This window comes from Acinetobacter entericus, assembly GCF_026168575.1.
In the GTDB taxonomy this organism is placed as follows: Bacteria; Pseudomonadota; Gammaproteobacteria; order Pseudomonadales; family Moraxellaceae; genus Acinetobacter; species Acinetobacter bouvetii.
In genome coordinates, this window is record NZ_JAPEQW010000001.1 from 192,297 (window position 1) to 207,154 (window position 14,858).

Annotated in this window: 10 protein-coding genes; 9 read left to right on the forward strand and 1 reads right to left on the reverse strand. The window is 45.6% G+C overall.

The annotated features are described in order from the left end of the window. Positions 1-3: 3 nt before the first annotated feature. On the forward strand, positions 4-867 hold the full coding sequence (locus OKC24_RS00950; protein WP_265464531.1) for an SDR family NAD(P)-dependent oxidoreductase: 864 nt from the start codon (positions 4-6) through the stop codon (positions 865-867). Next, the gene (locus OKC24_RS00955; protein WP_131275991.1) at positions 864-2,477 is read left to right on the forward strand and encodes a flavin-containing monooxygenase; all 1,614 of its coding nucleotides are present in this window, start codon (positions 864-866) and stop codon (positions 2,475-2,477) included. Before OKC24_RS00950 ends, OKC24_RS00955 begins: the two co-directional genes overlap by 4 nt. 136 nt (positions 2,478-2,613) lie before the next feature. On the opposite strand, the gene gltA is transcribed toward OKC24_RS00955, so the two are convergent. Continuing rightward, a complete protein-coding gene (gene gltA, locus OKC24_RS00960; protein WP_005008253.1) occupies positions 2,614-3,891 on the reverse strand; it encodes a citrate synthase in 1,278 nt (425 codons plus the stop codon). 1,022 nt (positions 3,892-4,913) lie between these two features. Here gltA and sdhC point away from each other — a divergent pair. From sdhC to lpdA, 7 genes are all read left to right on the forward strand, one after another. Then, positions 4,914-5,312 (forward strand): succinate dehydrogenase, cytochrome b556 subunit, encoded by a 399-nt coding sequence (sdhC, locus tag OKC24_RS00965; RefSeq protein ID WP_035361753.1) that lies wholly within the window; start codon positions 4,914-4,916, stop codon positions 5,310-5,312. Then, positions 5,312-5,677: a succinate dehydrogenase, hydrophobic membrane anchor protein gene (gene sdhD, locus OKC24_RS00970; protein ID WP_004651296.1), complete on the forward strand. Its 366-nt coding sequence runs from the start codon at positions 5,312-5,314 to the stop codon at positions 5,675-5,677. The genes sdhC and sdhD overlap by 1 nt, the downstream gene beginning before the upstream one ends. 12 nt (positions 5,678-5,689) lie before the next feature. Further along, positions 5,690-7,588, forward strand: a complete 1,899-nt coding sequence (locus tag OKC24_RS00975; RefSeq protein ID WP_130144144.1) for an FAD-binding protein — start codon at positions 5,690-5,692, stop codon at positions 7,586-7,588. 14 nt (positions 7,589-7,602) lie between these two features. Next, entirely contained in the window at positions 7,603-8,313 is a 711-nt protein-coding gene (locus OKC24_RS00980) for a succinate dehydrogenase iron-sulfur subunit (RefSeq protein WP_005008258.1), read from the forward strand. Between the two features lie 843 nt (positions 8,314-9,156). Next, complete coding sequence (locus OKC24_RS00985; protein ID WP_005008259.1) at positions 9,157-11,979, forward strand: 2-oxoglutarate dehydrogenase E1 component; 2,823 nt, start codon at positions 9,157-9,159, stop codon at positions 11,977-11,979. 16 nt (positions 11,980-11,995) lie between these two features. Beyond that, complete coding sequence (odhB, locus tag OKC24_RS00990) at positions 11,996-13,213, forward strand: 2-oxoglutarate dehydrogenase complex dihydrolipoyllysine-residue succinyltransferase (protein ID WP_005008262.1); 1,218 nt, start codon at positions 11,996-11,998, stop codon at positions 13,211-13,213. A gap of 60 nt (positions 13,214-13,273) precedes the next feature. After that, positions 13,274-14,710 carry a dihydrolipoyl dehydrogenase gene (lpdA, locus tag OKC24_RS00995; protein ID WP_130144143.1) on the forward strand — a complete coding sequence of 479 codons (1,437 nt, stop codon included), beginning with the start codon at positions 13,274-13,276 and terminating at the stop codon, positions 14,708-14,710. The last annotated feature ends 148 nt before the right edge of the window (positions 14,711-14,858 follow it).

Consider the following 14,858-nt stretch of genomic DNA (forward strand, 5'->3'; position numbering starts at 1 on the left):
ATCATGGGATTCTTCAGTAAAAAGGCCATGCCCAGCTGCAATGCTTATGCGGTGATTACCGGCGCAGGCAGCGGCATTGGCCGCAGTTTTGCATTGGAAGTGGCGCGGCGCGGCGGCCATATTGTTTGCGCGGATATTAATTTGGCGGCGGCGCAGGAAACGGCCGATTTGATTCAGTCTCTGACTGTATCCAATGCTTATGCAGTGCAGTGTGATGTTGGGGTGAAAGAGCAGATGCAGGCGTTGTCTGAGCAGTCCGAACAGCTGCTGGGCCACCCTGTCACTTTGGTGATTAATAATGCAGGCGTGGGGCTGGGCGGCAAGTTTGATGAAGTCACTTTAGATGACTGGCAGTGGTGCATGCATGTTAATTTGTGGGGCGTGATACATGGCTGCCATTATTTTGTGCCGAAACTGAAGCAAAATGGCGGCGGAGCCATTATTAATGTCGCTTCAGCTGCGGGTTTTACGGCAGCCCCTGAAATGACAGCTTATAACGTGACCAAGTCCAGTGTGCTGGCCTTATCAGAAACCCTGTCTGCAGAGCTGCGCGGCGCCAATATCCGAGTCAATGTGCTGTGTCCGACGTTGGTGCCGACCAATATCATGAAAAATGGCCGTTTGCCGGAAAGCTATTCGGGGCTGGCGGACAAGCTGCTGATGAATCATGCTTTTACCACCAGCGATGCTGTGGCGCAGAAAGCCTTGAATCAGCTGGATGCCAATAAGCTGTATACCATTCCGCAGCCGGACGCCAAGCTGTTTTGGTGGATGAAGCGACTGTCACCGCAGCTGTATGCCAAACTTTTGGGAGCAGGCTATCCCTTATTCAACCGATATATGAAAAAAGCGGGAGCTGCGTCATGAATATGCCAACTGTATTGGATGCGGAAAACTTAATAGAGGAATCAGAAGGTGGCGCTGCGCAGCAAAAAGCGCCAAAAAAGACAGCAGCCAAGCGCAATCTAAAAACCAAAACTTTAGCGCAGGCGGAAAATAGCAAAATTCAGCAGCCGTCTGCCCATATTCATCTATATGACACCATCGTTGTCGGCGCTGGCATTTCCGGCATTGCCACTGCGCATAAGCTGATGCAAGTCGGCTATGAGGATTTTATCGTACTGGAAAAAGCCGGCCGTGTCGGCGGAACGTGGCGTGAAAATACTTATCCGGGCTGCGGCTGTGATGTGCCATCCGCGCTGTATTCCTTTTCTTTTGCGCCTAGCCATCAATGGAGCAATCTGTTTGCCAAGCAGCCTGAAATTTTAAGTTACTTGGAATACGTGATAGAACAGTTTGATTTGCAGGATAAAATTCTGCTGAATCATGAACTGCAGGATGCGGTTTGGCAGGAAGATCAAAAGCGCTGGACACTGCAGACCTCACAAGGCGAGTTTTGGGCAAAGACGGTAATTTTTGGCACAGGCCCAATTACCGAACCGTCATTGCCAGCACTCAAAGGGATTGAAAGCTTTCAAGGTGAAATGTTCCATTCCGCACGCTGGAATCATGATTATGATTTAACGGGAAAGCGGGTGGCGGTGATTGGCACAGGCGCTTCGGCGATCCAGTTTATACCGCAAATCCAGCCATTGGCCAAACAGCTGCACGTCTTTCAGCGCACAGCGCCTTGGGTGCTGCCCAAAGCGGATATGCAGCTGGGGGATGGCATGAAAAAATGGATCGCTCGGTTTCCGGCTGTTCAGCAGGCATGGCGCAAGAGTGTCGCGCAGATTCTGAATGGCATTAACTTTGGATTGCGCCATCCTAAAGCGCTGGAGCCGGTCAACTTTATCAGCCGGCAATTGCTGAAGCTGCAAGTGCAAGATCCGCAGCTGCGCCAAAATATCACCCCAAATTTTTCTATTGGCTGCAAGCGGCTGCTGTTTGCCAATAATTACTATCCTGCTTTGCAGCAGCAGAACGTCAGCCTGATTCCATACGGTTTGGTGGAAATCGACGGCAATACCGTTGTGGCCGCCAATGGTGAACGGCATGAGGTTGATGTGATTGTTTGGGGCACAGGTTTCGAGGTGTCGCATCCGCCAGTTGGCAAGCGGGTGCGCAATGAACAGGGGAAATATTTGTCTGAACTTTGGAAAAACAGTTCACCGGAAGCCTTTCTGGGCGCCAGCCTTGAGCAAGTGCCGAATGCCTTCTTAATTTTAGGCCCGAATATTTTGGTGTATGACTCCTTTATCGGCATTGCTGAAGCGCAGGTCGAATATATCGTCAGCGGCTTGCTGCAGATGAAAGAGTATCAGTTCACTAAATTCAGCATCAATCCAAAGGTTATCGAGCAGCACAATCATCAGGTGCAACAGGATTTGAAGACTACCGTTTTTAATGCAGGCGGCTGCAGGAGCTACTATTTGGATCAAAACGGCAAAAATTTTGCGGCGTGGCCATGGTCGCTGGCGCAATTAAAACAGCGCTTAAAATCACTGAATTTGAAAGATTATGACTTAGAATTTTAAGCGCCGGCGTTTTTAAAATCACAGCCGTAAAAACCCAAGAATTTGTCTTGGGTTTTTTAATTTTAGACCTTTTAAATCCGCATAAAAAAACCGCCACAAAGGGCGGTTTTTTAAATCCACGGTTAATTCTAAAGAATTAACGGCCTTGGATATCGCGCTGAGTTTCGCCAGTGTAAAGCTGACGAGGACGGCCGATTTTGTAAGGGCCGCTGTGCATTTCTAACCAGTGGCTGATCCAGCCAACAGTACGTGCAAGCGCGAAGATTACAGTAAACATTTCTGTTGGGATACCAATCGCTTTAAGGATGATGCCTGAGTAGAAGTCTACGTTCGGGTAAAGGTTGCGTTTGATGAAGTATTCGTCAGAAAGCGCAATGCGTTCAAGTTCCATCGCAAGCGCAAGCTGTGGATCATTGATGCCAAGTGCAGCAAGAACTTCGTCGCAAGTTTCTTTCATAACTTTAGCGCGCGGGTCGAAGTTTTTGTAAACACGGTGACCGAAGCCCATCAGTTTAACTTCTTTAGTCTTCACTTTTTCCATGAAGCCGGCAACGTTTTCTACAGTGCCGATTTCATCAAGCATCTTAAGAACAGCTTCGTTCGCGCCGCCGTGAGCAGGGCCCCAAAGCGCAGAGATGCCCGCAGCGATACATGCATATGGGTTAGCGCCAGTAGAACCCGCTAAACGTACTGTAGAAGTAGACGCGTTTTGTTCGTGGTCAGCATGAAGCGTGAAGATGCGGTCCATTGCTTTAGCAAGAATCGGATCAACTTTGTAATCGCGGTCTGCAGGAGTCGCGAACATCATGTGAAGGAAGTTTTCAGCGTAGTTCAAGTCGTTACGTGGGTAAACAAACGGTTGACCGATTGTATACTTGTAGCTCCATGCAGCCAAAGTAGGCACTTTAGCAATTAAGCGGATCGCTGTAATTTCACGGTGGTCAACGTTTTCGATGTCCAAGTTGTTGTGATAGAACGCAGAAAGCGCGCCAACAACACCAACCATGATCGCCATAGGGTGAGCATCACGGCGGAAACCGTTGAAGAAACGGCTAACTTGGTCGTGAACCATAGTGTGGTTACGAACTTTAGCGTCGAACTCTTCTTTTTGTTCAGCGTTTGGAAGTTCGCCGTTCAATAGGAGGTAACAAGTTTCTAAGTAGTCTGCTTTAGTCGCAAGCTGGTCGATTGGGTAACCGCGGTGTAAAAGAACACCCTTGCCGCCATCGATGAAAGTGATTTTAGACTCGCACGCAGCAGTAGCCATAAAACCAGGATCAAAAGTGAAGTGACCTGCGGCCAATACATCTTTAACGTCGATTACATCTGGGCCCAATGTGCCGCTGTAAATTGGTAATTCAATTTCTTTGCCATCAAGCTGTAAAACGGCTTTCTTGCCAGTTGCTTCAGACATTCAATAGATCTCCTGTCCTGGTGAATGTTTATCTGACTCGCAGTGCTAATCTTTTAATGCACGAATCAGACGGATCAAAAATTTGCTCTAAGATTAGAGAGAACTGAAATTTTGTCAATTATACTTATGGATAAAAGTGACGTTCATACAGATGATTAGTCAAAAATTATTCCGATAGAACATGAATAAAATCACAGCATCGGGACGGTATAATAAGTCATATTGGAGGGAAGGTGCAGAGGAAAATACCGATGCTGCTTTAATTGTAAGCAATTTTTAATTCCTAAAAACTCTGAGAATTTTCAAAAATTCAAGCAACTTTGATGCTTAAAATATTATAAATCTCGTAACTTACAGCGTTTTAAATTTTAGGATTGCTGTTTTCTTATTCATATTAAAAAGCGCTAACTGTAAATGTTTTGCTGGTTTGTTTGGTTAAAAAATGACTGATTAATTGTGGTGAAGTGCGTGTTAAATCGTCAAATGTGCGCCTGTTTAGGCTGAAATTGGTGTTTATCTATGCAAAGATTGCGAGTTAAGGAAGAGTTATGCACAGACTAAGTGTTTCTTTCAGTTCATGATATTTTAACTTTATTCTCTTAAATAAATAATAATTATTTATTTAATAAATGATTTATTGGTTATAGCTATTATAAAAAGAAGAAATAAATGCAGGGCAAAGGCTTATCTGTGTTCATCTTTAGTCTAAATTTTGAAAAAACATTCTAAAGCCAAAAACGATTAATATTTTTAAGATTTAACTTTTTAAAACCAATAACATAGTCATTTTCTTTAAGCGCTTTTACTTCTTATATCGGGTAAAGTAGTTGTTAATGATTCTTATTTAAAGGTTTTTTTGTTCATTCAGCAAATGTCATTGTTTGTATTTTAATAGTTCACGTTTTATAATTCAGTGTCGTTAAATGTTTGGGTCATGACTTTACTATATGTTTTGGCTCAACAATGCCAGCTTTCCTTCGAATTAATTCCAACAAACTCCGGATGGAGTTTTTACTTACAGGATGCCCGCTGTGAAAAGCAACAGACCTGTCAATTTGTCCATGGGTCAAGTTTTAGAAGTAAACTTAAAATCCCCTGTGGCTATTGCATCAATTCTACACCGTCTTTCTGGTGTCATCGTATTTTTACTCGTACCGGTACTTTTGTGGCTTTTAGACAAATCTTTGTCTTCACCAGAAGGTTTTGCGCAAGTTCAAGCAATCTTCGGCGGCTTCATTGTGCGTTTTGTCGTATGGGTATTTGTAGCTGGCTTAATTTTCCACTTTATTGCAGGTGTTAAGCATTTACTTGCTGACCAAGGCATTGCTGAAGAGCTGCAAAGTGGCCGAGTAGCATCTACTATCGCATTAATTTTGTCTGCAATCGGTATTGTTGCAGCATTTGTATGGATCGTACTCTAATGAAAAGTGCTACTGGTTTTTCGGGTTCAGGTTCTCGCGATTGGTTTATCCAGCGTTTGAGTGCTGTTGTGCTGGCTGTTTATACCGTTGTGGTATTTGGCTGGATCCTGTGTAACGGCGGATTCAACTTTGAACAGTGGTACGGCTTTATGATGACATTACCAATGAAGATTTTATCTTTATTGGCAGTCTTATCTCTTGTTGCACACGCATGGATTGGCATGTGGCAGGTGTTCACAGATTATGTGACGACTCGCCAAATGGGTCCTTCAGCTTCAGGTTTACGCCTTGTGCTGACATCGGCAGTGATTATTGCTGTATTTGCATATGCAATCTGGGCAATCCAGATTTTTTGGGCGAATTGATAGGAAACAATCATGGGCGCTATTACCCCTAAAGAAGATTACACAAATATTCCACACCAAACTTTCGATGCAGTCATCGTTGGCGGTGGCGGTTCAGGTATGCGTGCTTCATATCAGCTTGCTCAAGCGGGCTTGAAAGTTGCGGTACTGACTAAAGTATTTCCAACACGTTCTCATACGGTTGCGGCGCAGGGCGGCATCGGTGCATCTCTTGGCAACATGCAAGAAGATAACTGGCACTACCATTTCTATGATACCGTTAAAGGTTCTGACTGGTTAGGCGACCAAGACGCAATCGAGTATATGACTCGTGAAGCGCCTCAAGTGGTTTATGAATTAGAACATTTGGGTATGCCATTTGACCGTAACGCAGACGGTACAATCTACCAGCGTCCATTCGGTGGCCACGCAGCGAACTATGGTGAGAAGCCAGTTCCGCGTGCTTGTGCTGCTGCTGACCGTACAGGTCATGCGCTGCTGCATACGCTTTATCAAAGCAACGTGAAAATGGGTACACAATTCTTCGTAGAATGGATCGCGCTTGATTTAATTCGCAACGAAGCAGGCGATGTGCTGGGCGTGACTGCCATTGACCAGGAAACAGGCAATGTTGCTGTATTCCAAGGTAAAGCAACATTGTTTGCTACAGGCGGTGCTGGCCGTGTTTACCGTGCATCTACCAATGCTTATATCAATACTGGTGACGGTCTTGGTATGGCTGCGCGTGCGGGCATTCCATTGCAAGATATGGAATTCTGGCAATTCCACCCAACAGGTGTGGCGGGCGCAGGCGTATTGCTGACTGAAGGCTGCCGCGGTGAGGGGGCAATCCTTCGCAATGATTCGGGCGAGCCGTTCATGGAACGCTATGCACCAACTTTAAAAGACTTGGCGCCGCGTGATTTCGTATCGCGTTCAATGGACCAAGAGATTAAAGAAGGCCGCGGCTGCGGTCCGAAGAAAGACTACATCTTGCTTGATATGACGCACTTGGGTGCTGAAACCATCATGAAGCGTTTGCCGTCTGTATTTGAGATTGGCAAGAAATTCGCGAACGTGGATATCACTAAAGAGCCAATTCCTGTTGTACCGACAATCCATTACCAAATGGGTGGTATTCCGACGAATATTCATGGTCAGGTTGTTCTGCCTGAAAGCCGTGAAACTGTAGCGCTTGAAGCGAATTACAACAAAGAAACGGGTATTTATTCTCACAATGCTGGTGACCGCAACTTCACAAAACCTGTGAAAGGCTTCTATGCAATTGGTGAATGTTCTTGCGTGTCTGTACATGGCGCAAACCGTTTAGGTACAAACTCGCTGCTTGACTTGGTTGTATTTGGTAAAGCTGCTGGCGAACACATCATCGACTACGTGACTAAGCATCACGGTGATGAATATGCGCCGCTTCCAACGACTGTATTTGAAGATACCTTTAAGCGTATGGCTCTTTTAGATGAGTCAACTTCAGGTGAAAATGCGCAAGACGTTGCCGATGCAATCCGTGACATCGTTCAAGACCACGCTGGTGTATTCCGTACATCTGCATTGCTTGAAGAAGGTGTAAAACAGATTCTTGCCATTGAACCGCGTGTTCGCAACATTCATTTGAAAGACAAATCTAAAGTATTTAACACTGCGCGTATTGAAGCTTTAGAAGTCGCTAACTTGTATGAAGTTGCTAAAGCAACGTTAATTTCTGCAGCTGCTCGTAAAGAGTGCCGCGGTGCGCATACAGTGGTGGATTTTGAATTGTCGCCTGATCATGCAGACTATCCGTATGGCCGCCGTGATGACGAGTGGATGAAGCACACATTATGGTTCTCTGCGGATAATCATCTTGAGTACAAGCCAGTGCGCTACAAGCCGCTGTCTGTTGATGCAATTCCACCTAAACCGCGTACATTCTAATTAGGAGAAGTAAGATGAGTAGAGGTACTCGTACATTTAATATCTACCGCTACGATCCTGATAAGGATAAAGCACCGTACATGCAGACTTTTAAACTTGAGTTGACTGACAAGCACCGCATGCTGCTTGACGCTCTTCTTGCGTTGAAAGTGCAGGACGAATCTTTAACTTTCCGCCGTTCTTGCCGTGAAGGCATTTGCGGTTCGGATGGCGTAAACATCAATGGCAAAAACGGTTTGGCGTGTCTTTGGAACCTGAACGATTTGCCAAACGAAATTACAATCCGTCCTTTGCCTGGCCTGCCAGTGGTAAAAGATTTGGTTGTGGATATGAATCAGTTCTACGATCAGTATGACAAAATTCATCCATTCCTGATCAACAACCAGCCTGCGCCTGCAAAAGAGCGTTTACAGTCTCCAGAAGAGCGTGAACACTTGGATGGCTTGTATGAATGTATTCTTTGCGCATGCTGTTCAACTTCATGCCCATCATTCTGGTGGAATCCGGACAAATTCTTGGGTCCGTCTGCATTGCTGAATGCATACCGCTTTATTATTGATTCTCGTGATACAGCAACTCAAGAGCGTTTGGCTCGTCTTGACGACCCGTTCTCTTTGTTCCGCTGTAAAGGCATCATGAACTGTGTGTCTGTTTGTCCTAAAGGCTTGAACCCGACTAAGGCAATCGGTCACATCCGTAATATGATGTTTGATCACGCTGGCTAATCAGGCTGATTCAATAAAGCGCATCTTCGGGTGCGTTTTTTTTTGCATGCTGTGGCGGGTCATTCAGCAGTTTAAGCGGCAGTGTATGGGCTGCTTATGGAAATGATTGTTTTAAGCTATGGCTGGAGCGGGTTTTTTAAAAACAGCGCCGGAATGGTATGGTTTTAGTGAATTGCTGTGGTTTGGGTGAAATAGGCTGGTTAAAATATGATGGAATAACTGTTTTGCGCTGTTAAAGGGTGATGAAAATGTTATCATATAACGTGTAAGGGGCGTAAATGGCTGTAGAAAGCATATTCACGCTCTTTTTTATTAAGCGGTTTGCGTTAAAAAAATGCAAAATAGACTTTTGTCTAAATTGAAAGATCAATTTATATGACGCACCATATCTTAGTAGAAAATAGCGCTATTGTATTTCGCCAGTTTATAGGAGGTATGTGTCAAAAAAATCAATTGAAATAGCATAACGTGTTAGCATTTATCGCACTGTTATATGTGAAAATTGGGCAGAAAAAACGTACATTTTTTCAACATTTAGCGGCCATGAGACGGTATATAAAGGTAAGGAAGTCGATTTAGAAAAAGTAAAGCGCAGAGATTATTTTTTCTAAAACGATTTGCAAAAAATTGCCCGGTTTTGGCCGGGTATAACAATGAGTAATGATGCCGCTGAGGGGCGTTATTGTTCATTAATCACATTGGGAACTCCTGATGTAGTGATAACGCGCCTCATGGCTTAAGCCGAATGGGGACTAATGTCATGTTACCAATTTGACATTAATGATCATGGGTTCGCTTAAAAAGCATCCTGAAATGTTTTTGCAATAGGAAATGGGTCCACAAATGCAAGAAGTTGCTGACGCACTGCGTCTTGACACTGAACTTTCCGCTGACAGTGCAGCGTATATTGAAGAACTTTACGAGCAGTATTTGACAGCTCCAGACTCAGTAGAAGCTGACTGGCGCGCATACTTCGATAAATTCCCTAAAGGCGATCAGCCGCACAGCAATGTACGTGAGCAATTCCTATTATTAGGACGTAATTCAAGCCGTGTTCAGCCTGTGGTTCAAAGCGCAGTAAGTTCTGAGCATGAGCGCCGTCAAATTGGCGTATTACAACTCATTGCTGCTTACCGCAACCGCGGTCACCAAAAAGCAAAACTTGATCCGCTTGGTTTAGCTAAACGTGAAATCGTGCCGGATTTGGATCTTGCGGCGCATGGCTTGACTCAGTCTGATCTAGATACGCCTTTCAATACAGGCAACTTGGCGATTGGCAAAACTGAAGCCACTCTGGGTGAAATGGTTCAAGCCATGGAAGCGACTTATTGCGCTTCTATTGGTGCAGAATACATGCACATTGTAGATACCAAAGAAAAACGCTGGATTCAACAGCGCCTTGAGGGCGCCCGCGGTCAGTTCGGCTATAACGCAGAACAGAAAAAGCATGTTTTAGAGCGCTTGACAGCTGCTGAAGGCCTGGAGAAATACCTTGGCAATAAATTCGTTGGCGCAAAACGCTTTGGCGTAGAAGGCGGCGAATCATTCATTCCTATGGTGAATGAGCTGATTCAGCGCGCAGGCTCTGTAGGCTGTAAAGAAGTTGTGATCGGCATGCCTCACCGCGGCCGCTTGAACCTTCTTGTTAATATTATGGGTAAAAACCCGGCGGATCTTTTCGGTGAATTTGAAGGCAAATCACTGCATAAAAAAGGTTCAGGCGACGTTAAGTACCACCAAGGCTTCTCTTCAAACGTGATGACTCCAGGCGGCGAAGTTCACTTGGCATTGGCGTTTAACCCATCACACTTGGAAATCGTAGGGCCAGTAGTTGAAGGTTCTGTACGCGCACGCCAAGTACGCCGCAAAGACATTGGCGGTGATGATGTATTGCCGGTGATTGTACATGGTGATGCTGCATTTGCGGGCCAGGGCGTAAACCAAGAAACTTTCCAAATGTCGCAAACTCGCGGTTATACAGTTGGCGGTACAGTTCACATCGTTGTAAACAACCAAGTGGGCTTTACGACTTCTGATCCGCGTGACGCGCGTTCTACAGAATATTGTACTGACATTGCGAAAATGATTCAGGCGCCAATCTTCCATGTCAATGGCGATGATCCGGAATCTGTATTGTTTGTATCGCAATTGGCGCATGACTTCCGTCACACCTTCCGTAAAGATGTTGTGATTGACATGTTCTGCTACCGCCGCCGCGGTCATAACGAAGCGGACGAGCCAGCAGCAACTCAGCCAATGATGTATCAAGTGATCAACAAAAAAGCGACTACACGTACGCTTTATGCAGATCAATTGGTTCAACAAGGTGTATTAGACCGCGCTTCTGCTGATGCGATGGTTGAACAGTACCGTTCTGACCTTGAAGCAGGCAAGCACGTTGCAAATGCATTGGTGCTAGAGCCAAACACAAAAATGTTTGTGGACTGGACTCCTTACTTGGGTCATGAATACACAGACAATTGGGATACAACTTTCCCAATCGAGCGCTTAAAAGAGCTTGGCACTAAAATGCGCGAGCTTCCTGAAGGCTTCGTGATGCAGCGTCAAGTATCTAAAGTGATTGATGACCGCCTGAAAATGCAAACGGGTGAAATGCCGCTGAACTGGGGCGCTGCTGAAACTTTAGCATACGCGACTATTTTGGATGAAGGCTTCCTTGTTCGCTTAACTGGTGAAGACGTTGGCCGCGGTACATTCTCACACCGCCATGCAAAACTGCATAACCAAGTAGACGGTTCAACTTACATTCCATTATGTAATTTGAAAGAAAACCAGCCGCGCACTGCAATTTATGACTCTTTATTGTCAGAAATGGCGGTTCTTGCATTCGAATACGGCTATGCAACAACACTTCCGAAGAGCTTGGTCATTTGGGAAGCTCAATTCGGTGACTTCGCAAACTGTGCACAGGTTGTCATTGACCAGTTCATCGCGTCTGGCGAGACCAAGTGGGAACGCGTATGCGGTCTGACTATGCTGCTTCCTCACGGTTTTGAAGGTCAAGGTCCAGAGCATTCATCTGCACGTTTAGAACGTTTCTTACAGCTTTGCGCTGAAGACAACATGCAAGTGATGACTCCGACAACTCCGGCACAGATTTTCCATGCGATGCGCCGTCAAGCATTGCGTCCAATCCGCAAGCCAATGATCATCACATCGCCGAAGTCTCTTCTTCGTCACAAACTTGCAACATCTACTTTAGATGAGCTTGCAACTGGCACATTCCAGACTGTGATTGACGAAATCGACAGCATCAGCAAGTCAGACGTAACCCGTCTTGTGCTGTGCGGCGGTAAAGTTTATTACGATCTGCTTGAAAAACGCCGTGAAAAAGAACTGAACAACACAGCAATCGTTCGTATTGAACAATTGTATCCATACCCAGAAAAGCGTATTGCTGAAGTGCTTGCTTCTTATCCAAACGTTACTGAAGTGGTTTGGGCTCAAGAAGAGCCGAAAAACCAAGGTGCTTGGCTGTTCATTGCGCCGCGTCTGTATGACGACGTGATGAAAGCGGGTAAACAAGTACGCATCAGTTATGCAGGCCGTGAAGCTTCAGCTGCGCCGGCTTGCGGTTCACCATATTTGCATGCAAAACAACAAGCTCAGCTCGTAAATGACGCTTTAGCGATCGTAGCTGAATAACAGGAGATTCTTAGTAATGGCAACCGAAATTAAAGCACCGGTATTCCCAGAGTCAGTTGCTGACGGCACAATCGCAACTTGGCACAAACAGCCTGGTGAAGCGGTATCACGTGATGAAGTGATCTGCGATATTGAAACAGATAAAGTTGTTTTAGAAGTTGTTGCTCCTGCTGACGGTACAATTGCATCTATCATTAAAAATGAAGGCGACACAGTGCTTTCTGCTGAAGTGATTGCACAGTTTGAAGAAGGCGCTGTTTCCGGCGCTGCTCAAACTCAAGCAGTTCAATCTGAAGCAAAAGTAGAACAAGCTGCTGCGCAGACTCAAGCAGGCAACGCGCCTGTTGTTGAACGCGCTCAGCCTGTTTCTGACCAAGCGCCTGCAGTCCGCAAAGCGTTGACAGAAACTGGTATTGCTGCTTCTGACGTATCTGGTACTGGCCGCGGCGGCCGCATCACGAAAGAAGATGTTGCGAATCATCAAGCTAAACCTGCTGCTCCAGCAGCTGCGCCTCTAAGCGTTGCAGTTGGCGAGCGTGTTGAAAAACGCGTTCCAATGACCCGCCTTCGTAAGCGTGTTGCTGAGCGCCTGCTTGCTGCAACTCAAGAAACAGCAATGTTGACTACGTTCAACGAAGTGAACATGAAACCAATCATGGAAATGCGCAACCAATACAAAGACGCTTTTGAGAAGCGTCACGGTGCGCGTCTTGGCTTCATGTCATTCTTTGTTAAAGCGGCGACTGAAGCGCTTAAACGCTACCCAGCTGTAAATGCATCGATTGATGGTGAAGACATCGTTTACCACGGTTTCTATGACATCGGCGTTGCTGTATCTTCTGACCGCGGTCTAGTGGTGCCTGTTCTTCGTGATACAGACCGCATGAACTATGCAGAAGTAGAAAACGGCATCCGTGCATACGCTGGTAAAGCGCGTGACGGCAAGCTGGGTATTGAAGACATGACTGGCGGTACCTTCACCATTACTAATGGCGGTACTTTCGGTTCATTGCTTTCTACACCTATCTTGAACACGCCGCAAACTGCGATTCTTGGCATGCACAAAATCCAAGAGCGCCCTATGGCGGTGAATGGTCAAGTAGAGATCTTGCCGATGATGTATCTAGCGCTTTCTTATGACCACCGTTTAATCGATGGTAAAGAAGCTGTAGGTTTCCTTGTAACAATTAAAGAATTGTTAGAAGAGCCAGCTCGACTCATCCTTGATCTTTAATACTTCAGAATAAATCCATGGGCTTAGGGCGATCCTCTAAGCCCATTTTTGGAGATACACATGTCTCAACAGTTTGATTTAGTAGTAATTGGCGGCGGCCCAGGCGGTTATGAAGCTGCTATCCGCGCCGCTCAGCTAGGCTTTAAAGTTGCCTGCATCGAAAAACGCGTTCATAAAGGCAAGCCATCTTTAGGCGGCACTTGCTTAAACGTGGGCTGCATTCCATCTAAAGCATTGCTTGACTCATCGCATCACTATGAAGATACGCTTCATGGCTTGGATGTTCACGGCATTTCAGTTGAAAATGTTCAGCTTGATCTTCAAAAGCTTTTGGCTCGTAAAGATAAAGTTGTCGACAACCTGACTGGCGGTGTTGCACAGCTGCTGAAAGGCAATGGCATTGAATGGCTGCAAGGCACAGGTAAATTGCTTGCGGGCAAAAAAGTTGAATTCACGCCTTTAGAAGGCAGTGAAGTTCAAGTTTTAGAACCTAAATTTGTCATTCTTGCGACAGGCTCTGTACCTGTAAACATTCCAGTAGCTAAAGTGGATGAAGACTTAATTGTTGATTCAACTGGCGCATTGGAATTCCAAGAAGTGCCTAAGCGTTTAGGTGTGATTGGTGCCGGTGTAATCGGTCTTGAACTGGGTTCAGTATGGCGCCGTCTAGGTTCTGAAGTTGTTGTATTTGAAGCAATGGATGCATTCTTGCCAATGGCGGATAAAGCTTTGGCGAAAGACTACCAAAAGCTTTTGACTAAACAAGGCTTAGACATTCGCGTTGGCGCTAAAGTTGCTGGCACAGAAGTGAATGGCCGTGAAGTTACTGTTCAATATAACCAAGCTGGCGAAGATAAAACTCAAGTTTTTGACAAGCTGATTGTTTGTGTAGGCCGTAAAGCTTATGCAGAAGGTTTATTGGCAGAAGATTCTGGCATTAAATTGACTGAGCGCGGTTTGGTTGAAGTCAATGATTGGTGTGCAACTTCTGTTGAAGGCGTATACGCAATTGGCGACTTGGTGCGCGGTCCAATGCTTGCACATAAAGCAATGGAAGAAGGCGTAATGGCTGTTGAACGTATGCACGGTCATGCAGCGCAAGTCAACTACGACACCATCATTTCAGTCATTTACACTCACCCAGAAGCGGCGTGGGTAGGTTTGACTGAAGAGCAGGCAAAAGAGAAAGGCCACGAAGTTAAAACTGGCCAGTTCCCATTTGCGGTAAACGGCCGCGCTTTGGCTGCGAACGAATCTGCTGGTTTTGTGAAGTTTGTTGCGGATGCGAAAACTGACCGTTTATTGGGTATGCACATCATTGGCCCTGGCGCTTCGGATATTGTACACCAAGGCATGATTGCGCTTGAATTTGTATCATCTGTTGAAGATTTGCAATTGATGACTTTCGGTCACCCGACCTATTCAGAAGTGGTTCATGAAGCTGCGCTTGCAGTGGATGGACGAGCGATTCACGCGATTCAGCGTAAGCGCAAATAAGATGAAGAAAAGAGCGGCTTAGGTCGCTCTTTTTGCATTTGGTGGTTGTTTTTATTTGAACAATCATCTAAAAATAAAGATAAGAAAGTTTTAAAAAAGTCCAATATGTTTGCTGAGATAGAGAACATGTTTGGTGCAACAAAAAAGT

What these genes read in the sequence shown, in the direction of transcription:
- OKC24_RS00950 (WP_265464531.1), top strand. Translation starts at nt 4, where the DNA reads ATGGGATTCTTCAGTAAAAAGGCCATGCCCAGCTGCAATGCTTATGCG.
- odhB (WP_005008262.1), top strand. Translation starts at nt 11,996, where the DNA reads ATGGCAACCGAAATTAAAGCACCGGTATTCCCAGAGTCAGTTGCTGAC.
- sdhC (WP_035361753.1), top strand. Translation starts at nt 4,914, where the DNA reads ATGCCCGCTGTGAAAAGCAACAGACCTGTCAATTTGTCCATGGGTCAA.
- OKC24_RS00980 (WP_005008258.1), top strand. Translation starts at nt 7,603, where the DNA reads ATGAGTAGAGGTACTCGTACATTTAATATCTACCGCTACGATCCTGAT.
- OKC24_RS00955 (WP_131275991.1), top strand. Translation starts at nt 864, where the DNA reads ATGAATATGCCAACTGTATTGGATGCGGAAAACTTAATAGAGGAATCA.
- OKC24_RS00975 (WP_130144144.1), top strand. Translation starts at nt 5,690, where the DNA reads ATGGGCGCTATTACCCCTAAAGAAGATTACACAAATATTCCACACCAA.
- sdhD (WP_004651296.1), top strand. Translation starts at nt 5,312, where the DNA reads ATGAAAAGTGCTACTGGTTTTTCGGGTTCAGGTTCTCGCGATTGGTTT.
- lpdA (WP_130144143.1), top strand. Translation starts at nt 13,274, where the DNA reads ATGTCTCAACAGTTTGATTTAGTAGTAATTGGCGGCGGCCCAGGCGGT.
- OKC24_RS00985 (WP_005008259.1), top strand. Translation starts at nt 9,157, where the DNA reads ATGCAAGAAGTTGCTGACGCACTGCGTCTTGACACTGAACTTTCCGCT.
- gltA (WP_005008253.1), bottom strand. Translation starts at nt 3,891, where the DNA reads ATGTCTGAAGCAACTGGCAAGAAAGCCGTTTTACAGCTTGATGGCAAA.